The 24,693-nt window shown below is 34.1% G+C and carries 24 protein-coding genes; 14 read left to right on the top strand and 10 right to left on the bottom strand.

Annotation, left to right across the window (positions count from 1 at the left end):
- The first annotated feature begins 16 nt into the window (after positions 1–16).
- The 6 genes from BM183_RS07930 to pflA all read left to right on the top strand — a co-directional run bounded on the left by BM183_RS07930 (position 17) and on the right by pflA (position 7,930).
- A complete protein-coding gene (locus tag BM183_RS07930; RefSeq protein ID WP_091685913.1) occupies positions 17–1,870 on the top strand; it encodes an ABC transporter ATP-binding protein in 1,854 nt (617 codons plus the stop codon).
- A gap of 120 nt (positions 1,871–1,990) precedes the next feature.
- Positions 1,991–2,809 carry an ABC transporter substrate-binding protein gene (locus BM183_RS07925; protein ID WP_242960919.1) on the top strand — a complete coding sequence of 273 codons (819 nt, stop codon included), beginning with the start codon at positions 1,991–1,993 and terminating at the stop codon, positions 2,807–2,809.
- Positions 2,810–3,117: 308 nt separating this feature from the next.
- Positions 3,118–3,831 carry an amino acid ABC transporter permease gene (locus BM183_RS07920; RefSeq protein WP_091685911.1) on the top strand — a complete coding sequence of 238 codons (714 nt, stop codon included), beginning with the start codon at positions 3,118–3,120 and terminating at the stop codon, positions 3,829–3,831.
- Positions 3,818–4,540 carry an amino acid ABC transporter ATP-binding protein gene (locus tag BM183_RS07915; RefSeq protein WP_091685910.1) on the top strand — a complete coding sequence of 241 codons (723 nt, stop codon included), beginning with the start codon at positions 3,818–3,820 and terminating at the stop codon, positions 4,538–4,540. The genes BM183_RS07920 and BM183_RS07915 overlap by 14 nt, the downstream gene beginning before the upstream one ends.
- A 375-nt stretch (positions 4,541–4,915) precedes the next feature.
- Positions 4,916–7,141 carry a formate C-acetyltransferase gene (gene pflB, locus BM183_RS07910; protein WP_091685908.1) on the top strand — a complete coding sequence of 742 codons (2,226 nt, stop codon included), beginning with the start codon at positions 4,916–4,918 and terminating at the stop codon, positions 7,139–7,141.
- A 36-nt stretch (positions 7,142–7,177) separates the two neighbouring features.
- Positions 7,178–7,930: a pyruvate formate-lyase-activating protein gene (gene pflA / locus BM183_RS07905; protein WP_091685906.1), complete on the top strand. Its 753-nt coding sequence runs from the start codon at positions 7,178–7,180 to the stop codon at positions 7,928–7,930.
- A 231-nt stretch (positions 7,931–8,161) separates the two neighbouring features.
- Here pflA and BM183_RS07900 read toward each other — a convergent pair whose 3' ends face one another.
- From BM183_RS07900 to hflK, 6 genes are all read right to left on the bottom strand, one after another.
- On the bottom strand, positions 8,162–8,683 hold the full coding sequence (locus tag BM183_RS07900) for a flavodoxin family protein (RefSeq protein ID WP_091685904.1): 522 nt from the start codon (positions 8,681–8,683) through the stop codon (positions 8,162–8,164).
- An 11-nt stretch (positions 8,684–8,694) separates the two neighbouring features.
- Positions 8,695–9,162, bottom strand: a complete 468-nt coding sequence (locus BM183_RS07895; protein WP_091685902.1) for an FMN-binding protein — start codon at positions 9,160–9,162, stop codon at positions 8,695–8,697.
- 146 nt (positions 9,163–9,308) lie between these two features.
- Positions 9,309–9,890 (bottom strand): TetR/AcrR family transcriptional regulator, encoded by a 582-nt coding sequence (locus BM183_RS07890; RefSeq protein WP_091685901.1) that lies wholly within the window; start codon positions 9,888–9,890, stop codon positions 9,309–9,311.
- A gap of 184 nt (positions 9,891–10,074) precedes the next feature.
- Complete coding sequence (locus BM183_RS07885) at positions 10,075–10,968, bottom strand: diguanylate cyclase (RefSeq protein ID WP_091685899.1); 894 nt, start codon at positions 10,966–10,968, stop codon at positions 10,075–10,077.
- Positions 10,969–11,057: 89 nt separating this feature from the next.
- Complete coding sequence (hflC, locus tag BM183_RS07880) at positions 11,058–11,921, bottom strand: protease modulator HflC (protein ID WP_091685897.1); 864 nt, start codon at positions 11,919–11,921, stop codon at positions 11,058–11,060.
- The gene (hflK, locus tag BM183_RS07875; RefSeq protein ID WP_308742536.1) at positions 11,922–12,908 is read right to left on the bottom strand and encodes an FtsH protease activity modulator HflK; all 987 of its coding nucleotides are present in this window, start codon (positions 12,906–12,908) and stop codon (positions 11,922–11,924) included.
- 296 nt (positions 12,909–13,204) lie between these two features.
- Between hflK and BM183_RS07870 the strand changes: the two genes are divergently transcribed.
- Positions 13,205–13,810 (top strand): FMN-dependent NADH-azoreductase, encoded by a 606-nt coding sequence (locus BM183_RS07870; protein ID WP_091685895.1) that lies wholly within the window; start codon positions 13,205–13,207, stop codon positions 13,808–13,810.
- Positions 13,811–13,872: 62 nt separating this feature from the next.
- A complete protein-coding gene (locus BM183_RS07865) occupies positions 13,873–14,817 on the top strand; it encodes an alpha/beta hydrolase (RefSeq protein WP_091685893.1) in 945 nt (314 codons plus the stop codon).
- 331 nt (positions 14,818–15,148) lie between these two features.
- Here BM183_RS07865 and BM183_RS07860 read toward each other — a convergent pair whose 3' ends face one another.
- The 4 genes from BM183_RS07860 to BM183_RS07845 all read right to left on the bottom strand — a co-directional run bounded on the left by BM183_RS07860 (position 15,149) and on the right by BM183_RS07845 (position 18,416).
- Positions 15,149–15,469, bottom strand: coding sequence for a putative heavy metal-binding protein (locus BM183_RS07860; RefSeq protein WP_091685891.1), 321 nt, complete (start codon positions 15,467–15,469; stop codon positions 15,149–15,151).
- Between the two features lie 581 nt (positions 15,470–16,050).
- A complete protein-coding gene (locus tag BM183_RS07855; protein WP_170847932.1) occupies positions 16,051–17,265 on the bottom strand; it encodes an argininosuccinate synthase in 1,215 nt (404 codons plus the stop codon).
- A gap of 193 nt (positions 17,266–17,458) precedes the next feature.
- Positions 17,459–17,908, bottom strand: coding sequence for a hypothetical protein (locus BM183_RS07850; protein ID WP_091685888.1), 450 nt, complete (start codon positions 17,906–17,908; stop codon positions 17,459–17,461).
- Between the two features lie 16 nt (positions 17,909–17,924).
- The gene (locus BM183_RS07845) at positions 17,925–18,416 is read right to left on the bottom strand and encodes a hypothetical protein (RefSeq protein ID WP_091685886.1); all 492 of its coding nucleotides are present in this window, start codon (positions 18,414–18,416) and stop codon (positions 17,925–17,927) included.
- A gap of 348 nt (positions 18,417–18,764) precedes the next feature.
- Between BM183_RS07845 and BM183_RS07840 the strand changes: the two genes are divergently transcribed.
- The 6 genes from BM183_RS07840 to BM183_RS07815 all read left to right on the top strand — a co-directional run.
- Positions 18,765–19,358 (top strand): Maf family protein, encoded by a 594-nt coding sequence (locus BM183_RS07840; protein ID WP_091685885.1) that lies wholly within the window; start codon positions 18,765–18,767, stop codon positions 19,356–19,358.
- A gap of 366 nt (positions 19,359–19,724) precedes the next feature.
- Positions 19,725–20,765, top strand: a complete 1,041-nt coding sequence (argC, locus tag BM183_RS07835) for an N-acetyl-gamma-glutamyl-phosphate reductase (protein WP_091685883.1) — start codon at positions 19,725–19,727, stop codon at positions 20,763–20,765.
- 140 nt (positions 20,766–20,905) lie between these two features.
- Entirely contained in the window at positions 20,906–22,126 is a 1,221-nt protein-coding gene (gene argJ / locus BM183_RS07830) for a bifunctional glutamate N-acetyltransferase/amino-acid acetyltransferase ArgJ (RefSeq protein WP_091685881.1), read from the top strand.
- Between the two features lie 95 nt (positions 22,127–22,221).
- Complete coding sequence (gene argB, locus BM183_RS07825) at positions 22,222–23,106, top strand: acetylglutamate kinase (RefSeq protein ID WP_091686057.1); 885 nt, start codon at positions 22,222–22,224, stop codon at positions 23,104–23,106.
- An 11-nt stretch (positions 23,107–23,117) separates the two neighbouring features.
- Positions 23,118–24,302 (top strand): aspartate aminotransferase family protein, encoded by a 1,185-nt coding sequence (locus BM183_RS07820; RefSeq protein WP_091685880.1) that lies wholly within the window; start codon positions 23,118–23,120, stop codon positions 24,300–24,302.
- 195 nt (positions 24,303–24,497) lie between these two features.
- Positions 24,498–24,693 (top strand): hypothetical protein (locus BM183_RS07815; RefSeq protein WP_422664685.1); only part of this gene is annotated, 196 nt, incomplete at its 3' end.

Here is a 24,693-nt window from a genome sequence, read left to right as displayed (position 1 = left end):
GGAGGGAGGAAAAAATATGAACCATAAGAAAAATCATAAGGAAAAAGAAGAGAAGTCTGAAAATAATCCTTCCGTTGAAGAAAAAAGATCTTTAAAAGATGATGTTATAGTGGCCATTTACTTTTTAAAACTTGTTTTTAAGATACAAAAAAGCTATATTCCTCTTATGTTAGTGTCCGCTATTTTTCAGGCTGCCACGCCTTTCTTTGGAATTATTATTCCCAAGTATATCATTGAAGAGTTAATGGAGCAGAAAAGAATTAAGATGCTTATTCTATATGTAGGCATATTAATAATAGGAAATGGATGCCTGAATCTGATTAATAAGTTTTTCACAACAAAAGTAGAATTGGCAAATATCAGATTAATCAATGGGTTTGAACTTCATCTTGGTAAACATATTATGAATATGGATCTTGAAAAGTTAGAGGATCCTAAGATTCTGGATATGAAGGAACAGGCAATTTTTCCGATTTATAATCAGGATGCTTTGCGAAATATGATAGAGAGCTTAATTGCGGTGATTCGAATATCAATAACCATATTGGGACTTGCAGCTATTATAGCAATATTAAATCCACTTATTATAGCTTTAATCATTTCTATTGTTCTAATTAATGGTATTATAAGCAAGAAAGCCCAGCGTATTACCTTTCGTTTTTTCCAGCAGTTAATTCCTTTAAATCGAAAATTTGGATATTATGCCAGCCTAGTAACTGACTTTTCCATGGCAAAGGACATTAGAATCTATAATATGGCTCCCTACATCGGTAAGAAAATACGCGACTATACGGAAGAATCCATAGAAAGCATGTCAAAAAGTATGAATACAACGGCAAAATATTTTGGACTGAACAGTGTAACTTTGCCACTGGAAATGCTATTAATCTATGGATATATGGTTTATCAGGTTATCCTTGGAAGTATTAGTATAGGGGAATTCTCCATGTATATTTCAGCAGGTAATAATTTCACAAACTATATTACGGAATTTATACAAAATGTAGTACAATTAAGACAGATGTGTTTATATCTGGATATCTACCTGAAATTTGAAAAGATACCATCAAAAAGGAAAACAGGTACAAAAAGTGTGGAATCTATTTTAAATTGTTATTCAAATACCATTGAGTTTAAACATGTATATTTTAAGTATCCCAGAAGTGAAGAATACACTTTAAAGGATGTGAATATAACTATTCATAGCGGGGAAAAATTATCGGTAGTAGGGCCAAACGGTGCAGGCAAAACTACATTTATTAAACTATTATGCAGACTATATACCCCTGATAAAGGAGAGATTCTTCTTAATGGTGTAAATATAAATGAATATTCCTACGATGAGTACATGAAGTTATTATCCGTTGTATTTCAGGACTATAAATTATTTTCTTTCACTATTAAAGAGAACATTGTATTTGATAAAGGGCTTCAGGTACCGGATGAGACAGTCAATAAGGCTCTAGAAAAGGTTGGACTGCTGGAGGGAATAGAAGAATTGGAAAAAGGTATTCATACTTCTCTTTATAAAAATTTTGATAAGAATGGAATTGAATTATCCGGAGGCCAGGCTCAAAAATTAGCTATTGCAAGAGCTGTTTATAAAAATTCACCTATAGTTGTTCTGGATGAACCGACAGCAGCATTGGACCCATATGCAGAATATGAAATATATACTTCTTTTAACAAATTAATTGGTGACCATACTGCCATCTATATATCACACCGGTTGTCCAGCTGTAAGTTCTGCAATAAAATCGCGGTATTCGATGATGGAGAATTAAAAGAATATGGAACTCATCAGGAGCTAGTGAATAAAAATGGAATGTACACTAAGCTTTGGACAGCCCAAGCACAATATTATGTGTAAAAAAATACATAAAGAATGAAAAAAAATAAAATTTATACTTGATATTTTTTGAAAAAGTGATACAATACTAGCATTAAAATAAATGTTTGTTAATAAATATAAATTGTGGAGGAGATCATTATGAAAAAAATATTAAGTATAATCTTTATTATGGTTATGGCAATTTCTCTGGCTGCCTGTGGAACCAAAAAAGATGGAACTAATGGTAAAGGAAAAGATACTACAGCTGAAAAGGAAAATACAGAAGGAAAAGATACTTCGACTGGAACAAAAGAAAAGCTAATAGTTGGAACAGAACCCGGATTTGCACCTTATGAATATATGGAAGGTGACAAGGTTGTTGGTATAGACATGGATATCGCAAAGGCAATTGCAGATGCTATGGGCAAAGAACTTGAAATCAAAACTATGGATTTTGACGGCGCTTTGCTTGCTGTACAACAGGGTAAAGTGGATTTCGTTGCAGCAGGTGTATCTGTAGATGAAGATCGTCTAAAGGTTATGGATTTTTCCGTTGATTATGTAAACTCTACTGAGGTTGTTGTTACATTAAAAGATAATGCAAAAGTTGCAAGTGTGGATGATCTGAATGATAAGGTAATTGGTGTTCAACAGGGTAATATTGCAGATATCTATGTATCAAATCCAGAAAATATAACGGCTAAAGAAGTAAAACGTTATAAGAAATTTGCTCAAGCGTCAGAAGATTTAAAGAATGGTAAGATTGATTGTATCGTAATGGATTTATATCCGGCTGAAGAATTAGCAGCAGCCAATGATAATTTAGTAATTCTTGACGGCGTATTATTTGAAGACAAATATGCAATTGCTGTAAAAAAAGGAAACCAGGAATTATTAGACCAAATCAATGAGGTAATTAACCAATTGATTGAAGATGGTAAGATTGAAGAATTTACAGCTAATCATACCGCTAAATAGTTATAACATATCTTGTAATCTACTTTTATCTTATATTTTTTCATAAGCAGCAGGCAATCAGTTGTCTGCTGCTTATTTGCTGCCTGGTAAGAAATCAAATACAATATAATGTACTTGAAAATGCATATTCATGTATATAGAAATGTACATTAATATATTTGAATATTTATAAAAGTGTATACAATTTAGAAAATTATTTCTATTTGATTAAAAATTAAATTTGTCTAATATTTATACTTCCTAGTTGATAAAAAATATGGTATTATAAATAATATCTTATTCATAGAGGAAGACAAAGGAGAGAAAAAGTGGAAGGATTAATTAACTGGTTTGTGTCCATAGGCAACCGTTATTATGATGCATTTATTGCAGGAGACAGATACAGAACATATTTTAAAGGACTCTGGGTTACCATAGAGATTTCTTTTATAGCTATCATAATAGGTATTCTAATTGGTGTAACCGTGGCAATATTAAAAGTAACTGCTAGTAATTATAAAAAATTAAAGTGGTTAGGTGTTTTATGTAATGGCTATATTAATATAATCAGGGGTACCCCTGTTATGTTGCAGTTACTTATTATTTATAATTTGATTTTTACTGCTAGAGATACCAGTGAAATTCTGGTGGCAGGACTTTGTTTTGGTATTAACTCCGGTGCATATGTGGCAGAAATTGTCCGTGCAGGTATTGAATCCATTGATAAAGGTCAAAGTGAAGCCGGCCGTTCTTTAGGATTTAATGCAAATCAAACTATGGTTTATATTATTATGCCTCAGGCTATTAGAAATATTTTACCGGCTTTGGGTAATGAATTTATTGTTTTGATCAAAGAAACATCCGTTGCAAGTATTATTGCAGTAGTTGATTTATTACAGGCGGCACAGTTTGTCGGATCCCGTACATGGGATATTCTTCCTCCATTAATTATTGCAGCAGTATTCTATCTGGTAATGGTATTAGGCTTATCCAAATTATTAGGTATGTTTGAAAGGAGGATGAATCAAGGTGATCGTAACTAAGAACTTGAAAAAAACATTTGGTGATCATGTAGTGCTGAATGGTATTGATGAAACCATTCAAAAAGGGGAAAAAGTCGTAATTATCGGGCCTTCCGGCTCAGGTAAATCCACTTTTTTAAGATGCCTAAATCTATTGGAGACTCCTACAGAAGGAGAGATATGGTTTGAAGGAAATAATATTACTGACTCCAAAACAGATATTAATAAATTAAGACAGAAGATGGGAATGGTATTTCAACAATTTAATCTTTTCCCACATTTAACAGTTCAAAAAAATATTACATTAGCACCGGTAAAGTTGGGCCTTATGACACAAGAAGAGGCTGATAAAAAGGCAAAAGAATTATTAAACCGAATAGGTCTGGAAGACAAGGCTATGGCTTATCCAAGACAATTATCCGGGGGACAAAAACAGCGTATTGCAATTATCCGGGCTTTAGCAATGAATCCAGATGTTATGTTATTCGATGAACCCACATCAGCCCTGGATCCTGAGATGGTTGGAGAGGTGCTGGAACTTATGAAGGAATTAGCAGAAGATGGTATGACTATGGTTGTGGTAACACATGAAATGGGATTTGCCAGAGAAGTTGCTAACAGGATACTATTTATAGATCAGGGGCAGATCCAAGAACAGAATTCACCAAAAGAATTTTTTGATAATCCTCAAAATCCAAGATTAAAAGATTTCTTATCTAAAGTATTATAGTGCCGGAAAGGAAATTGGCACAATATACAACATATGTCATTTTGAGCCAATGCGAATATCTCCCTGCTTTATACTTGGGGATGTTTCGTCAGTTCAATTCGTTGAACTTTGCTCAGAATGGCATATTTTTAGTTTTACTAATTAAAATAAAGTATCTTGTAACCTAAAAAGTGTTGCTTATGAATCTTATTGAGAATTATTATTAATTAGTCTATTGACTTATACTTCTTATTTATTTAGTATGAAAGCATAAAAACACTTACTGTTCAAATTTATCAGATTTTGAAGCAGAGTTGTGTTTTTATGGTTACTAGTTTACAAAAGCTTAGACAAGAAGACAAGTTGAGGCGCTAAAGCGCCGGAATCGAGGTTATTATGAGACAGGAATGGTATGATTTTAACCCAGGAAGCTGGACTACTGATATTGATGTAAGAAACTTTATTCAAACTAATTATACCCCATATGAAGGGGATGACAGGTTCTTGACCGGCCCTACCGGAAGAACAACGGAATTATGGAATGAAGTATTAAAATTAATGAAAATAGAGACTGAAAAAGGTATTCTTGATGCAGAGACAAAGAAACCATCAACGATTACTACCTTTGGTCCTGGTTATATTGATAAAGAAAAGGAAGTAATTGTAGGTTTTCAAACAGATAAGCCCCTCAAAAGAGGTATTATGCCAAATGGCGGTGTTCGTGTTGTGCAAAAGGCTTTAGAGGCTTATGGTTATGAATTGGATAAAACTACAGAAGAAATCTATACGAATAACAGAAAGACTCATAATGATGGCGTATTTGATGCTTATACGGAGGCTATGAGAAAAGCCAGACATACCGGAATTATTACCGGTCTTCCAGATGCCTATGGCAGAGGCCGTATTATAGGCGATTACAGACGTGTAGCTTTATATGGTGTGGATTATCTTATTGAAGAAAGAAAAGAACAAAAGAAATTATTAGAGATTCCGGTGCTGCAATCACCTGACATACGATTACGTGAAGAACTATCGGAACAAATTAAAGCATTAAATCAATTAAAAGAAATGGCAGGTTCCTATGGTTTTGATATTAGCCAACCTGCAAAAAATGCAGTAGAAGCTACTCAATGGACTTATTTTGGATATTTAGGAGCCATTAAAGAGCAGGATGGTGCTGCCATGAGTTTAGGCCGTGTATCTACTTTCCTTGATATCTACTTTGAACGGGATATAAAGAACGGCAATCTGACAGAAGAAGAAGCACAGGAGATCATGGATCAATTTGTTATGAAATTAAGAATGGTTCGTTTCTTAAGAACACCTTCTTATAATGACTTATTCTCCGGAGATCCCACTTGGGTTACTGAGTCCATCGGTGGTATGGGATTGGATGGAAGAACCTTGGTAACAAAGAGTAGCTTTAGAATTCTTCATACTCTTTACAATCTTGGACCTGCTCCGGAACCAAACTTAACAGTATTATGGTCAAATCAATTGCCGGAAGAATTTAAAAAATTCTGTGCCAAAGTTTCTATCGATACCAGTTCCATTCAATATGAAAGTGATGATATTATGAGAGATGTATGGGGCGACGATTATGGTATTGCTTGCTGTGTATCTGCTATGCGAATCGGAAAGCAGATGCAATTCTTTGGAGCACGTGCAAATCTGGCAAAAGCATTATTATATGCAATTAATGGAGGAAAAGATGAGAAAACCGGAGAACAGGTTGGACCATTATTTGCACCGGTAACCGGTGACTATTTAGAGTATGATGATGTGATTTCTAAGTTTGATCAAACTTTGGATTGGTTATCTGAACTCTACATTAATACTTTAAATATCATCCACTATATGCATGACAAATACAACTACGAAAGATTGCAGATGGCACTTCACGACATATCCATACTTCGTACGGAAGCATGCGGTATAGCCGGTCTGTCAGTAGTTGCGGACTCCTTATCAGCTATCAAATACGCAAAGGTTAAGATCATTAGAAATGAAGCAGGTTTGGCTGTTGATTATGAAATCGAAGGAGACTATCCTGCATTTGGCAACAATGATGACAGAGTAGATAACATTGCAATTGAAATCGTAGAACGTTTTATGAATAAGCTTCGTAAAGTAAAGACTTACCGTAAGGCGAAACAAACCTTATCTATATTAACCATTACTTCCAATGTTGTATATGGAAAGAAAACCGGAAGCACTCCAGATGGACGTAAGGCAGGAGAACCATTTGCACCCGGTGCTAACCCAATGCACGGCAGGGATAAGAATGGTGCAGTTGCATCTATGGCATCTGTTGCTAAATTACCTTATAAACATGCAGAAGATGGTATTTCTTATACCTTCTCTATAGTTCCAAAAGCTTTAGGAAAGAGTATGGAAGAAAGGGTCAATAACTTAGCAGGCCTGCTGGACGGATATTTTTGTGATAATGGACATCATATTAATGTAAATGTCTTTGATCGTGAGACTTTACTGGATGCTATGGACCATCCTGAGAAATATCCTCAGCTTACAATTCGTGTATCCGGTTATGCAGTTAATTTTGTGAAGTTAAACCGCGAACAGCAATTAGATGTGATTCACCGTACTTTCCATGAAAGATAAGGGAATGTACTATAAGACGCCTGATTGGAGGCTGATATGATGAAGGATAATAAAATAATTGGCAGAATACATTCTTTAGAAAGCTGCGGTACCGTTGATGGACCCGGTATCAGATTCGTTGTGTTTATGCAAGGCTGTGTCTTAAGATGCAGGTATTGCCATAATCCCGATACATGGGAAATCAATAAGGGTAAGGAATACACTCCACAGGAATTAATGGCAGAGATACGAAAGTATAAATCCTATATGAAATTCTCTGGAGGGGGTGTAACCTTCACGGGAGGAGAACCCCTTGTTCAGGCAGATTTTGTTGCAGAGGTAAGCAAAATGTGCAAAGAAGAGGGAATCTCCGTAGCCATAGATACTTCTGGATTTATATGGAATAGTGCAGTACAAAGGGCATTGGATTACACGGATATTATACTTTTGGATATTAAGAATTTTGATCCCATGGTATATAAGGAAGTTGCAGGAGTACCTTTAGACCCTACCCTCCGCCTTATGGATTACCTGAGAGAAAAAGATATAAATACCTGGATTCGATACGTACTGGTTCCTAATCTTACGGATAACTTAGAAAGTATAGAGGAACTGTCAAAATACTTAGCTGAATATTCCAATGTATCCAAAATAGAACTCTTGGGATTTCATAAAATGGGAGAGTATAAGTGGGAGGAGTTAGGCTTGGAGTACACCTTATCAGATACAAAGGAGCCTGCTAAAGAAATGTTAATACAAGTAAAAGAAATATTTGACAGAAGTGGAAAGAATGTTTCTTTAAATTCATAATGAGTATAGTACTAACCATCTAATATTAATGGAAATTTTCTATTACAACAGCCGTCACAGTAATCAATTGAACCTCTTTCCTTTGACTGTTTTTATCTGACAAAAAGGGTTTAATTCAAAAGTGGCGGCTTTTTTGTACTGATAAGAATACAGGGCCATGATAATAAGGCCTCTAATCCTATTCTGTTATTAGAAGGCCTTTAAAAATGATTATAGTCAGCTGTTAAAAATTTAGAGAATTTTATTAATTCTTTCAATTGCAAGATTTGTCAGTATCTTTATATCTGTTTCATTAATTCTGTAAAAAGAGGTTTCTTTTCGCGTAACTTGGTGGTTTGAAGGAAATAACAGGGCTATGTGCTGGTCAACCAATAATTGGGGATGTTTTCCCGTTCTTTGCAGAAGTTCATCAGATAGTTTATGATTTCCACCATCAGCTCCGCCGCTTATGGATAAAAAGCCATAAGGCATTGGGTTTTGTTTAAGATAATTTAAATATGCCCGAAGGGGTGAAGCCACCTGACCCATCCAGATTGGTCCAAAAAAAAGTACCAAGTCATATTTCTGCAGAATGTACGGAAAAGGCTGCACCTTTGGTACTCTGGCAAAAATCATATCCATTATGAGAGTACTCATCTTGAAGGGTTTGAGTGTGGTTATTCGGATATGTTCCCCTGACAATTTCTTAGTAACACTTTCAGCCAAAGCCTCATTGTTACCTGTAAAAGAATAGGATAGAACTGCTATATTCATGTAGACCTCCTTTAAATTTTTCTATTTTTAATCGCCTGTTTCAGCGCGTTTTCTAATGCTTTCAAGTGGGCTTTGGAAGTAAGTGTTGCTCCACTGATTGTATCAACCTGTAGTGATTGGGCTCCAATTACCTTCTGAAATAAATCAACCATTGTCATGCCACCGGTCATTTTCACAGGATTACCATTACCGTCCAAAGCACCTTTTAGAATTCTTATATCTGTAATCTTACCAGTGGATATGGTTACCTCCAGAGTTACATCTCTGAAATGATTTTTTCTTCCTTTGTATTCTCCAACATAGATTCCATCCTGTAGATTTGTAAAATCTATCCTTTCAATTGTCAGGATTTTTAGTTTTTGTCTTTCGGGGGTATCTGCAAGAAGTGCAATAATTGCACCTAAAATACCCAAGCCCAGTATAATCAGAATAATATGCCATACTCGAATCCTATTACCGCTAGATTTAGATGTTCCCATTTACATTTCTCCAATCTCTTAAAATTAAATACATTCAAGTCTTTTAACTCCGAAGTAATTGTTATATACTCATTTTATCTTTTAAAACATGAATGAATAAAAAAATATTCGTTCATTATTTTGTAAAAAACACTGCCCCTTTTATGTTATTTGGAGCAGTTCATCAAGCTTTCCATAATTAATTCTGTCATATTCTCCAAAAGTTCCGGAAAATATTCAAGCCCAATTTCTTCTTTGTGTGTATCAATGTTTATAATTGCTGCGAAAATCATCATAATCATTTTGCTGTCTATATCTTTTCGCATTTTTCCCTGAGCCTGCCATTGAGTTATTAACTCAAGAAAATTGTCGTACAAAAAATCTACCGAATTAACTCCATTTTCTTCTAGATAAACTTGCTCAAGCTTTTCAAAAACACTTTTGTTATACCACTCTTTTAAAATGGGATTTGCTTTCATACCCTTCACGTTGAGTATCAGCATTTGCTTAACCACCATCAGGGGTATTTGATTAAGGTCAAGAGAATGAAAACAGGTTTGTTTCAGTTTTGTGTTTTCCTCTAAGAAAATATCCATAAAAAGTTTTTCCTTGGAGGGGTAGTAGTTATAAAAAGTTCCTACGGCCATTCCGGCTTTTTTTGTTATCTCCGAAATGTTGGTATCCTTAAATCCCTTTGCGCTGAATAATTCCTTTGCACAGTAGTAGATTAAAGCCTTTTTGTCTTCCATGGTTGTACCTCCAGATTCCGCAGGTAATATGAATAAAAAAAATATTATTCATTTGTATTATATGAATTAAAATCTGATTTGTCAATATTATTTATATTAAATTATTTCCTTCAATTGGCCATCAATCTTGTTTTGTTACTTGAGTAGTTTCTTATATATGAAGCCTTCTATTATAATCCTTGGACTATGCTAATATACAACAATTCTTTCCGCTGGATTTACCGGTATATAAGGCGAAATCAATTTTGGTAATATTTCTGTCTACCGGCAATTTAGCCTCATACTCAGCAATGCCGCCAGTTATGGTACAATGAAAGGTGTTATCTTCATATTGAAATTCGAATTTACTAACTTCCAAACGTAATTTTTCAGCAACTTTGAAAGCTTCTTCTACTGCCATATTAGGGAGGCATATCATAAATTCTTCTCCTCCCCATCTGCTTATAATATCTTCTTCACGAAGAATCAATTTAAAGATTTGTGAAAGCCCGGTTAATACTAAATCACCAGCATTATGGCCATAGGTATCATTAATAGATTTAAAATAATCTACATCAAATAAAATAAGAGAGAAGATAGTATCCATTTTAACAAGGTCATTAATTTTATCAAGAAAATACCTGCGGTTATATAACTTTGTCAAAGAATCCGTAATTGCCAATTCACGTAATTCTTCCATCAATATTTGTAATTTGCGCTGATTCTTAATATTTTGCATATGTACTTTAACCCGTGCTTTCAGTTCTTCTGCAATAAAAGGCTTTGATACATAATCAGCTGCACCAACCTCAAAGCCTTTTAATAAAGAATTGGAATCATTGTTACCGGTTATAAAAATGATCGGTATATCTTTGGTTTCTTCATCTTTCTTCAGAATCTTACAGGTTTCGTACCCATCCATACCATACATAATAATGTCCAGTAATATAAGTGTTGGCCGAAGTTCCCTAGCCATTCGGATACCCTTTTCTCCGGTATGAGCAATTTCGATATGTAAATCAGGAGACTCTAATATATCTTTAATAATACTACATATAATCTCACTATCATCCACTAATAAAATAGTATCTCTTTCCATAAAAGTTCTCCTCTAAAAATAATCTATTACCCATCTCTTATAATAGTACTTTTGGCCTAAAAATTCAATGATATATTGATTCTTAATAATCATTTCCCTAAGAAAATTTGGGAAATAGGAGAATCGGCAGGGAGGATAAGTGTTTTATTATTTCCTTGTAAGGAACTTTTCGCTGCATCTAAAGAACGGACGAAGGAATAAAATTCCGTACGGGAATTGTCAGCATAAGCCTCCGCTAATATTTTCATGTATTCTGCTTCACCTTCTGCAATAATACGTTCTGCTTCTGCTTTTGCAGTTGAAAGACTAATAGATATTTCTTTGTCTGTTGTGTTCTTAATAACTTGAGCTTCAGAATTACCTTCTGCTATGTAAGTAGCTGCAATCTTATCACGTTCGGAAATCATCCGCTGGTATACAGAAGACTTATTATCAGCAGGAAGGTCCAGACGTTTGGTTTCTACGGCAAGAATAGTCAAACCATATTGGTCCATGGAGTTACCGAGATTTTCCATAATTGCTTCTGCTATTTTATCATCTCTTTCATTAATGATTTCAGTTTGAGAATTACTGCTTATAACGTTCTTAAGAGCGTTATAGACCACGGTGTCGATCCTGTTTTCTGCATTTGTAACTGAGGAATTAAGTGATTGGGCAAATTTAAGGGGATCTGTAATTCTCCATAATACATAACTGTCACTAATCATTGTTTTTTTATCCATAGTTATAACATCGGAGGGTGCTAAATCATAAAGAAGGATTTCTTTTGGTAAAGTATCTGCTGTTTGGATAAATGGAACGATTAAACTAATTCCCGGTTTATCAATAACATTTTGTACCTTCCCGAATTCCCGAACTAATTTATATTCATTCTCATTAGTAATTATAATGGAAGAGAATAATAAAATAATTGCAAAAATCAAAATTATACTAAAACCTATTTTCTTTTTCATTTATTCATCCCCCTTTTTGGAATTTGTATCTGTGTCAGTAGAAGTTTCATTATTTTTTACTTCAAAAAATGACTTGATTGGAAGAACCTTATCTATGCCGTCAGTTCCGTCAATAATAACTTCAAGCTCAGGAAGTACTTCTTCCATGGCTTCGTAAAACATTCTTTCTTTTGTAATTACCGGATTTTTTTTGTATTCTTTATACATGGAATTAAATCTTGCTACCTGACCATTTGCCTCATTAATACGTTCTTCTTTTTGTGCTTCTGCGGATTTTATAATTTTATCCACTTCTGCTTCTGCGGCAGGAAGTTTTTCATTGCGGTATTTATTTGCATTATTGATTGCGGTTTCTTTATCCTGTTTTGCAGTTTCTACAGCTTTGAAAGATTCCATAACTTCCTTGGTTGGTGGTTCAGAGTCTTGAATGGTTATACTAATTAACTGTATACCTATATCATAAAAATCTAATTGTTCCAAGATTTTCTCTTTAATTACACTTTGAATCTCATTTTTACCTGTGGTTAAAACACTATCTACATCATAGCTTCCAATGACAGTACGGATACAACTTTGTGCAAGGTTATTTAAAATAGATACCGGTTCCTGGGAAGCATATACTGCTTTTACCGGATCAATCACTTTGTACTCTACAAAAAAATCCACATCCACAAAGTTAAAGTCAGATGTAATCATAACCGCTTCTTCTTCCGTGGTTTCATTGGAAGCTGTATCGTAACCAATAGAAAAACCATTAATGGTGGTATTCACCTTTTGTACCTTTTGAATAAAAGGGATCTTAAAATGCAAACCTGGTTCAGCTACTGTTTTTGCAACACCAAATGTAGTTAATACAGCTTGCTCTTGTTCATTAATGGTGTATGCAGATGAAAATGACATTAGGATTGCTACTATTACTAATAAAATCAAACCTATGTGTTTCAAAGGCTTTCTAGCCTTGTTCTTAAAATCTTCGTACATATTCATACATTACTCCAATCTGCGCATTAGCGCTATTAAATAAAATTGGCGGATAAAAGATAAAACCTCATAATTCCCTTTTCTTCCACTATTTTCACATATTATAGCATTGAGATTTTCGTAAGTAAATAAGTGAGAAGGGATTCTAATCATTTTTTAACATATCTTAACTGCTCTTTAGAAATTGAAAAGATTTCTTTAAGAATTTACTTTTCCTTTCATTATATGAAGCTTTTCTTGAATAAAACCAATAAGAATATGAGATTGTATAGATATATAAGTAAAAAGAATGGAGAAAAAATATGAGTAAAATACTGTATGTGAAAGCAAATGCAAAAGAAGATTCAGAATCCAGAACCTTCAAAATTTCAGAAATATTTATGGAAGAGTATAAAAAGAATCATCCTCAAGATGAAATAATCACGTTAGACTTATATAAAGAGAATATTGAATTTCTACCCTTTGGTCATTTGGATGAACTACATGGAGCAGAAACGAAAAAAGACAGAGAACATCCAATATTAAAATATGCCTATCAATTTTTAGAATCAGACAAATACGTAATAGCCGCTCCTTTATGGAATTTAAGTATTCCTGCCATTTTAAAAGCCTATATTGATTATATTACAGTACCGGGAGTTACCTTTAATTACACTGCCAATGGTCCCGTTGGGTTATGTCATAATAAGAAAGGTGTTCATATAGTAACAAGAGGCGGCAGCTATTCACAACCTCCTCTCAGTGAATACGAGATGGGAGACCGATATATTCGAACCATATTCGGCTTTTTGGGAATCACTGATTTTAATACGGTTGCAGCAGAAAATCTTGATGTAATTGAAGTTGACAAAGAAGCAGAAATGAAAAAGGCAATGGATCAAGCTTTAGAATTAGCGAAAAACTTCTAGTAAAGACATATTATCAGTTAACAAAATATTTTTGGTTCAGAAAAAACTAAGAGGAATTTAATATGTGGTTAACTATAGCAGAGATATTTTTAATATTAATGATCATCTTGATTAACATCGCTTGGTTTTTATCAAATATTATATTAAAACCAAAAATTCTTGATTATGAATCTTTGTACAATAGAGAAATGGGAAATGGACGCCTTAATGAGGTACTTTACCAAAATTGGATAAAAGAAGATTATCGTATTAAATCCAGATACGGTTATGATTTATCCTGCCAGGTCATTAATAATGAAATTAGTAAAAAACAGTGGGAAGTGCCTTATGAGAAAAGAAAAATAGCTATCATATGTCATGGTTATACTTGTGCTAAATGCAGCAGTATGATATATGCAGACTTATTTATAAAAAGGGGTATTACTGTAATTACCTATGATCATCGAAATCATGGTTTCAGTGGAAAAGCATATACATCATTGGGATATTATGAAAAGGATGACCTTCAAACTGTTATTGACTGGTGTTATCAAAAGTTTGGAGAGAACCTGGCTATTATTACCCATGGTGAGTCAATGGGAGCGGCAACAGTGTTATCCCATCTGTCCATTGACGATAGGGTATTATGCACTATTGCAGATTGTGCTTATTCCAGTGTAAATGATCTGATTAAAATAATAATAAAGAAAAACTTTCACATTCCCTTATTCCCATTGGTACACCTAGCAAAACTGATCATTAAACTAAGAGCAGGATTTTGGCTGGGCGATATCCTTCCAAAGCAAGGAGCAGCCAGCAAGACACCCATACTATTTATACATGGATTAGAAGATGAATTAATTCCTTATGATATGTCAAAAGAAATGTTTGGAGCAAAAGAAGATAAGAAAGAACTGTATTTGGCTCCCCATGCCAAACATGCTGAATCCTGCTTAAAAAATCATGAGGAATACGAAAAAGTAATGAATCAATTTCTCGATAAATATTATTTTAATTGTATTAAATAATAGATGCAGACCTAATTGGTAATAAAAAGGTATAATTATAATAAGCCAATAAAAGAATAGAATTTAGAAAATATGATGGAATAAGTATCTTAACTTGTTTAAGACTACTTATTCCTTTTTAATAATTTAAAATATTAAAAACAGATATAAAAGTAATTGCTATCAAAAATTTACTAACAATTAGATTGCATGCAATTGTTCTCATGTTCGTAGGCGGAATGAGAGAGGATTCATATCAAAAATTGAAAATGAGGAAAAAATTATAGCAGAGCAAAACACTCTGCTACAAATTTAGTATTTACATTATTAAGACAATCAAAAAATAAGTAAATTACATATAAACTACGGCGGTACCGCATGCAGTTACCATAAGCATGCCATTGCCGGATCCAAGTACTTCATAATCAACATCCACACCAACAACTGCATTTGCGCCTAAATGTCTAGCACGGTCTTCCATTTCTCTAAGAGCATTTTCTCTGGCTTGGATCAATTCATCTTCATAACTGCCTGAACGTCCGCCAAAGAAGTTAGATAAACCTGCTGCAAAGTCCTTAACAAAATTAACACCTGCAACAACTTCACCAAAAACAATACCTCTGTATTCCGTAATCGTTTTTCCCTCGATACTTGGGGTTGTAGTAATAATCATAGCCTATCTCCTTCTCATATTAAATCTAATAAATATAGTGTTCTCATTATATAATACAATTAAATATATAGAAATAGTTTTAAAATATTTTTAATGTAAATTTAAATTGTTTATAATTCTTAAAAAATAGAAAAGCTTCTGTAGAAGGTAAATTTAAATGAAATTAGGGTTGCATATTAAAGTAAAATAAGCTAGTTAGTTTATTAAATGAAAGAAAACAGTTTAAGAAAAAAATAAAGATAAAAATGGTATTATTATCACTTCAAAAAAGGGATTTTACACCATATAATACATTCAACAACCAGCTTTGCCCCTCAATAAGTAAATAGACTTTCGAGAGTGGGGGATGTGTGATTTATGTGACTTTGGAAGAATTCGTTATGGTCCTTATACTATAGGAATTGCGCCTATATTTAGAAATTGTGATGTTTGAGGAGGGGTGTAACCCCGACGAGTTCGCAATTTCTTAATATTCTTTAAGCAATTACTATAGTATTAGAACCATAGAATTCTCCAAGCGGAACATAAAACACACATCCCCCCTACTCCCGAAAGTTTCAACACCTAAAAGGCAAAGCGTCCTATTGGTTTTTTACAACTTCCGCCATCTTCATAGCACGAACCTTTAAAGAAAGCCCAAATAAATTAATAAAACCTTCTGCATCATGATGATTATAAAGATCACCTGTAGTAAAGGAAGCAATGCTTTCATTATATAGGGAATAAGGAGAAGTAGTACCTTGCTTAATAATGTTTCCCTTATATAACTTTAATTTTACTTCACCAGTTACATATTCCTGGGTGGAATCTATAAAAGCCTGCAAAGCTTCACGAAGGGGAGTAAACCATTTTCCTTCGTAAACAATGTCAGCAAATTTATTACCGATACCTTTCTTATAAGTAAAAGTATCACGGTCTAAGATTAGTTCTTCTAATTGGTTGTGAGCTTCCATAAGGATAGTACCCCCGGGAGTTTCATATACACCACGGGATTTCATACCTACAACACGGTTTTCTACAATATCAACAATACCAATTCCATGTTTTCCGCCTAGAGTATTAAGTTCCGTTATAATATGGGAAACTTTCATGGATTTTCCATTTAATTTTGTGGGGATGCCTTTTTCGAAGGATAAAGTAATGGTCTCCCCTTCTTCAGGAGCATTCTCCGGAGAAACACTTAGCACTAATAGATGGTCATAATTTGGAGGGACAGCAGGATTTTCTAATTCTAATCCCTCATGGCTGATATGCCATAGATTTCTGTCCCGGCTATAGCTGTTATTTGCAGAGAAGGGTAAGTCAATACCGTGACTTTTACAATATTCGATTTCTTCTTCTCTGGAGGATACATTCCAGATTCTCCATGGAGCAATTATTTTTAAGTCAGGGGCAAGTGCTTTAATGGATAATTCAAAACGAACCTGATCATTACCTTTACCGGTTGCACCATGGCATATAGCAGTAGCATGTTCCAATCTTGCTATTTCTACTAATCTTTTGGCAATAACCGGCCTTGCCATGGAAGTACCTAATAGATATTTATTCTCATAAACAGCACCTGCTTTTACGCAAGGCATAACATAATCATCCACAAATTCATCTACTACGTCTTCTATGTATAATTTTACAGCTCCAGATAATTTTGCTCTTTCTTCCAGGCCATCCAGTTCATTTCCCTGACCAACATTAATACATACACATACAACATCGTAATCATAATTCTCCTTTAACCAAGGTATAATCATGGTAGTATCCAATCCGCCTGAATAAGCTAATATAACCTTTTCTTTCATAATAATTCCTCCTTATAATGTTACTTCATTTTTTTTATTATTATAAATATACATCATAATGTTAATTTATGCAATAAGAAATTGAAAAAACAGCCCAGTATTTTTGCTGAGCTGTGTTCTCGTTATGAAGTAAAATTAAGAAACCTCTAAACACTTCTATTTATCGTAGATTAATATATTTAGAATAATTCAATTATTTCTTTTCATGGCAATTAGGGTATTTTTCAGGTTTGTAAAAGAAAACTTTTATAACGTAATCTTTTTCGGATTCAACTCCAAATAAGAATTGACCACATTCATCAGTAAATGTAAAAGTTACTGGGATTAAATCACAGTCTTTATCAAAACATTTGTCGTATCCTTTGTCATAACCTTTTTCAAATTTTTCATATTCTTTTTCGTATTTTTCTTCACATTTTTCTTCATATTTCTTTTCGCATTTTGATTCATAAGATTTATATTCTTTATTTTTCTTGAAAAGTTTAACTACAGCACCTTCAACTGGTTTTCCGTTAGGGAATTTAACAACACCGTGAATTGCAGCTCTGAATTCTTTTTCTAATTCGATACAAAGATCAATTTCTTCATTAGGTTTAATTTGATGACATCCGGTTAAGTCGATTCTGCTTAATTTCCAGCCCATATATTCACCTCCTTTCTTATGTATCAAGAGGCTTTATATTTACTTCCAATTCTAATAGACTACTACTATCAGATAAAGTGAGCGGTTCTTTGCTGCTATATTGTGTTTCTTTTCCAAAGAAATCTTTTGACACTATAGTTATAATTTCATATTCGACTAAGGATGTATCTTCCTCATAATTTTTCTCTGTGTTTATATTATTAATAATTGCATCTCTAAAGAAAGGGTTTTGGTCATAAGCTTCAAAAATGACAGGTTCTAAATCTCCTCTTAAATATTCCATTATTTTTTCTTCATGTGATTTTTTATCATCTTCTCCCACATAATAATTGATAATTGCTTTTGCAACAGATTCAGGGCAGAATTCAAACGCTTTGTAAGCTCTTAAAGTGGGTACGTCTTCTTTTACATCTGTTGATAAAACCAATGCATTGTTATTGTTATAAAACAATTGAATTCCTAAGCTGTCACATATTAATTTTAAATAGTCAATCATCTTTATACCCATTGCATATCACACTTTCTTTTTTATGTGATGTAGCCACAAAAAATCAGGTTGAAAGAAGCATTTGTGGCATCCTTTCTATTAGATTATTTTCTTTCAACCTTACCCTTTTTGTCTTATTTAATTTCTTATTTTTCTTCTTTGGGGTTTTTCTATTTCATTTGCTTTTCATAGTAATATATTATTCGGTAAAATAAAAATTGTGACATTATTCGATTCAAAAAAATAAAAAATGTCAACAAAAATCTAAATTAGATAAAAAAATCTGTTTTATGGAGACTATAAATGCGTTATAATAAGGTATTATAATACTATTACAGAAGGCGCTAGTGCGCCAGAATCGAGGTTATCATGTACAAGATTATTCTGGCATCAGGGTCACCCAGAAGGAAAGAGATATTTGAGCAGATAGGAATAGATTTTAGTGTAGTAATAAGTGAGGATGAAGAAGTGATTCAAAAGTCCAGACCGGATGAAATCGTAGAAGAACTGGCAACCAAAAAAGCATGTAGTGTAGCTGCTGACATGGAAGAGGGAACAATTGTAATCGGTGCCGATACCATGGTTGCTCTGGATGGACAAGTAATGGGTAAACCAAAAAATGAGCAGGATGCCAAAGATATGATTGGAAAGCTGCAAGGTAAAAAGCATCAGGTATATACCGGAGTTTGTGCAGTAATTAAGGAAATCGGCAAAGAGGAAAGAATAATTCGTTTTGTCCAATGCACTGATGTATGGGTATATCCAATGACAGAAGAACAGATAGATGCATATGTTGCCACAGGAGAACCTATGGACAAGGCAGGAGCATATGGAATTCAAGGAAAGTTTGCGGTTCATATTGAGAAAGTGGAAGGTGAATATTTAAATATCGTAGGATTTCCCATATCCAAACTCTATCAGACATTAATGAAAGAGGGAATTGATTTATTATCCTTTAAATAATAACATTAAAAAATATAACTACAAAATGTATTTTTATAAAACTGAATATATTTTATATTAGAAGACTGTTGCAAAACTGTCATTCTGAGCATTGAACCGGATATGCAGAATTTAAAGAAAAAACTCATTGATAAAATGGACTTTTTATAGATAAATCGGTGCTTGAGATGACAAGTCTATTGTTTTGCAGCAGTCTTTTTTAGTTCTTAAATATACAGATAAAATATTGGTTTTAATTTTTAGTTTAGAAAAATTTTAAAATGAGGTATTGAATAATATTTAATTTGGATGTATAATTATAAAAAATTAATAATGAAGAAGGGAATGCTTCATTTTTGATAAAACGGAGGATAGGGAGGATTACATATGATTAAAGCAGGTATTATTGGTGCAACTGGATATGCCGGACAGGAATTAGTCAGAATTTTGTTACAGCATAGAGAAGCAGAAATTATTTGGTACGGCTCCAAAAGTTACATAGATAAAAAATATTATGAAGTATTTCAAAATATGTTTCAGTTAGTAGATGCTGATTGTATGGCTGATAATATGGAAGAACTGGCAGATAGGGCAGATGTGATATTTACGGCCACACCTCAGGGATTTTGTGCTTCCTTAATAAATGAGAAGATACTTTCCAAGGTCAGGGTGATTGATCTTAGTGCTGATTTTAGAATAAAAAATGTAAATACATATGAAGAATGGTATGGTATAGAACATAGAAGCCCTGATTTCATAGAAGAAGCAGTTTATGGATTATGTGAAATCAATCGGGAAAGGATTAGAAAGGCAAGGCTGGTAGCAAATCCAGGCTGTTATCCCACCTGTTCCATCTTATCTGTATATCCACTTTTAAAGGAAGGAATTCTTGAACCGGATTCTATTATTATAGACGCAAAATCGGGAACTTCAGGTGGGGGAAGGAGTGCTAAAGTCAACAATTTGTATTGTGAAGTCAATGAAAATATAAAAGCTTATGGTGTTGCCAAACACAGACATACACCGGAGATTGAGGAGCAGTTATCCTATGCTGCCAGAGAAAATATTTATTTGAATTTTACTCCTCATTTAGTTCCTATGAACAGAGGAATATTAGTAACTTGTTACAGCAACTTGTTAAAAGAAGTTACTTATGAGGAAGTAAAAGCAATTTATGATAAATACTATAAGAATGAATATTTTATTCGTGTGTTGGATAAGGGGATCTGCCCGGAAACCAGATGGGTTGAAGGCAGCAATTTTGTGGATGTAAATTTTGTCATTGATAAGAGAACAAACCGTATTATCATAATGGGTGCTATGGATAATCTGATAAAAGGAGCAGCCGGTCAGGCTGTGCAAAATATGAATCTACTCTTTGACTTAAAGGAAACAGAAGGACTACAAGCAGTTCCCATGTTTCCATAAAGAATAGATATAATAAAGTCCTTTATAACATTAATTTTTCTGTAAGTTTTAAAGATAAAGTACCGAATCCAGTTGGCAATTTGTATCGCCAAGGTTTGTTATTATTAAGAGGCGCTGATGCGACCAGAATCGAGGTTAATATGGATATTATAAAAGGCGGAGTTACTGCTGCAAAAGGATTTAAGGCAGCAGGTGTATATGCAGGAATAAAGAGAAAAAGAAAAGATATGGCTTTGGTTTATAGTGTAGTTCCCGCAAAATCAGCAGGAACCTTTACCACTAACATTGTAAAAGCTGCTCCTGTAAAATGGGATATGAAGATGATCAAAGAAAATGAAACAGCGGTTGCAGTTGTTCTAAACAGCGGCGTTGCCAATGCCTGCACCGGTGAAGAGGGGGAAATAAATAATTATAAGATGGCAGAAGCGGTAGCGGTTAATTTAGATATAGCAACCAATACAGTACTTACCTGTTCAACAGGTGTTATCGGCAAGCAGCTTCCTATTGATGTGATTATAGAAGGTGCAAAATTATTAGCCGAAAATATGGAGGAAAGCCTTGATGCAGGCGCTGCAGCAGCCGAAGCCATTATGACAACCGATACCTATTCCAAAGAATATGCAGTGGCTATCAGGATAGAGGATAAGATAATTACCATTGGGGGAATGTCAAAAGGTTCCGGTATGATTCATCCCAACATGGCAACTATGCTTGGTGTGGTTACAACGGATATAGCCATCAGCAAAGAATTGTTACAGGAAGCGATCAGTAACAATGTAAAGGAAACCTTTAATATGATATCCGTTGATCGTGATACTTCAACCAATGACTCTTTAATTATTCTTGCAAATGGATTAGCAGGTAATAAAGAGATTACAGAAAAGAATAAAGATTATGATACTTTTTGTGAAGGACTAAAAGCGGTAACGGCCAATCTTTCTAAGAAAATGGCAGCAGATGGAGAAGGTGCCACAAAATTATTTGAAACGGTAGTAATTGGTGCAGAAAGCAAAGAACAAGCAGTTAGCTTAAGTAAATCCGTTATCACAAGCAATCTTGTAAAGACAGCAGTATTCGGTAACGATGCAAACTGGGGAAGAATTCTATGTGCAATGGGTTACTCCGGAGCTGATTTTGATCCGGATAAGGTAGATTTATATATAGAAAGTTCAGAAGGTAAATTAAAGTTAGTTGAAAACGGTATGGCAACCCAATATAGTGAAGAATATGCAACAAAAATTTTATCTGCTAAAGAAGTGAGGGCTATTGCAGACGTAAAGATGGGAAATGAGACAGCAACTGCCTGGGGCTGTGATTTAACTTTTGATTATGTAAAAATAAATGCGGATTACCGTTCCTGATTTATTGATATTGTTGTTGGTGGAATAAAATTTTGCCGTCATTCTGAGCCGGAATAGCAAAGAGGGTATAATAGGAGGAAACAAGAATGGAACAAATGGATCAGCTTCTGATAAAAGCTCAGACTCTAATAGAAGCATTACCATACATACAAAAATTCAACAATAAAAAGGTGGTAGTAAAATATGGCGGAAGTGCCATGTTAGACGAAGAACTTCAATTAAATGTAATCAAAGACGTAGCATTGCTAAAATTAGTAGGCATGCAGCCAATCATTGTTCATGGTGGTGGTAAGGAAATCAGTAAATGGGTAGGACTTCTTGGTCATGAATCAAAGTTTGTGGAAGGCTTACGGGTAACAGATGAAGAAACCATGGAAGTAGCTGAAATGGTTCTTGGAAAAGTGAATAAGGGATTGGTCCAGAAAGTGGAGCAGTTAGGAGTAAAAGCAGTTGGTATAAGCGGAAAAGATGGTGCAACCATTAAAGTAGAGAAGAAACTGGTGAACGGACAGGATATTGGCTATGTTGGTAATATCATTGATATAAACGTTGATTTAATCAATACTTTGATTGATAACAACTTTATTCCTGTCATTGCACCTATTGGTCTGGATGAGAGCTTTCATGCTTACAATATTAATGCGGATGATGTGGCCTGTGCAATAGCTACAGCGGTTGGGGCAGAAAAATTAGCATTTCTGACAGATACGGAAGGGGTGTATAAAGATCCGGAGGATAAAAGGACTTTAATATCGGTGCTATCTTTAGAACAAGCTGACGAACTTATTGAGGGAGGCTATATTGAAGGAGGGATGCTTCCAAAAATAAAAAATTGTATTGATGCAGTAAGGAATGGTGTATCAAGAGTTCACATTTTGGATGGAAGGATGGAGCATTGCTTATTACTGGAGTTCTTTACAAACCGGGGAATTGGAACTGCTATCATTAATTACGAAAGATTATTTGAACATGAAAAGTAGGAGGTAATTAGATGTTAATGGAAGACTATATTGATAAAGCAGAAAAGGTCTTAATGCATACCTATAGCAGATATAAAATCCTTCTTGATAAAGGAGAAGGTGTGTATCTTTATGATATGAACGGAAAAAAATATCTGGACTTTGCAGCAGGAATTGCCGTATTTGCATTAGGATATGGGAATAAGGAGTATAATAATGCATTAAAAAGTCAAATCGATAAGCTTTTGCATACTTCTAATTATTATTATAATGTTCCGGCTATTGAAGCAGCAGCCAAACTTTCAAAAGCCTCCGGTATGGACCGTATATTTTTTACCAATAGCGGAACGGAGGCAATGGAAGGTGCTGTTAAGCTGGCTCGGAAATATTTTTATAAAAATAAGAATTTTGCCGGTGGTGAAATAATCTCTATGAATCACTCCTTCCACGGAAGAACCATGGGGGCGTTATCCGTTACCGGTAATGTAAAATACAGGGAGCCATTTGAACCATTGGTGGGAGGGGCGGTATTTGCAGAATTCAATAATCTGGACAGCGTAAAAGAAAAAGTAAATGAAAATACCTGTGCCATTATTGTGGAACCTATTCAAGGAGAAGGGGGGCTTTATCCTGCAGATTCAAAATTCCTTATAGGGTTAAGAAAACTATGTGATGAAAAAGATATTGTTCTTATATTTGATGAGATACAATGTGGTATGGGAAGAACCGGTACCATGTTTGCTTATCAAGGTTATGGTGTAAAACCTGATATTATTACAACAGCAAAAGCGTTAGGCTGTGGTGTTCCTGTTGGAGCTTTTGCAGCAGTGGAAAGCATAGCCGGTGCATTTGAACCCGGTGACCACGGAACTACCTATGGGGGGAATCCATTTGCAACAACTGGGGTAAGCAAAGTCTTTGATTTATTCCAAAGTGAGAACATACTTGACCACGTAAATGAAGTCTCTGGTTACTTAGAAGAAAAGTTGGAGGAATTAGTGAATAAATATGACTTTATCCTGGAACGCAGAGGTAAAGGCCTGATGCAAGGCTTAGAGTTTAATAAGCCTGTAAAAGATACTATTTTAGCAGCTATGGATAAAGGATTAATAATTATTAATGCAGGAGTAAATATTCTTCGTTTTGTTCCGCCATTAATTATTACGAAAGAAAATATTGATGAAATGATTCATATATTAGAAAGTTGTTTGAAATAAACAAGTCAAAATATTTAAGTAAGTGATATAAAAATTTGTCGCAGTAGGACGCTCAATGTCGTCAACTTAAGGACACTACCGTCATATTGTATATTTATTTATAGGTGTTTTGGTTAAAATGCGAATTGACAAACAAATGTTCCCTTCAAAATTTTATTAGATACATTTTATCTATTAAATTTTGGAGGGATTTTTATGTCTATTCGTAATAACTTAAAGGATTTTTTTCAAGAAATGAATACTCTTCTTACTTCTAGTGAGTTTATTGAACAACACAGAGTAAACAACTCAGCATTTTCAAGAACGAGGAAGTTAGCTTTTACAGATATTATTCACTTTCTTTTAACACTTCCTCAAAAATCATTGTCCATATCTTTGGGAGAGTTTTTTG

This window comes from Anaerocolumna aminovalerica (genome assembly GCF_900115365.1).
Classification (GTDB): Bacteria; Bacillota; Clostridia; order Lachnospirales; family Lachnospiraceae; genus Anaerocolumna; species Anaerocolumna aminovalerica.
This window is presented reverse-complemented; position numbering and strand designations above follow the sequence as displayed.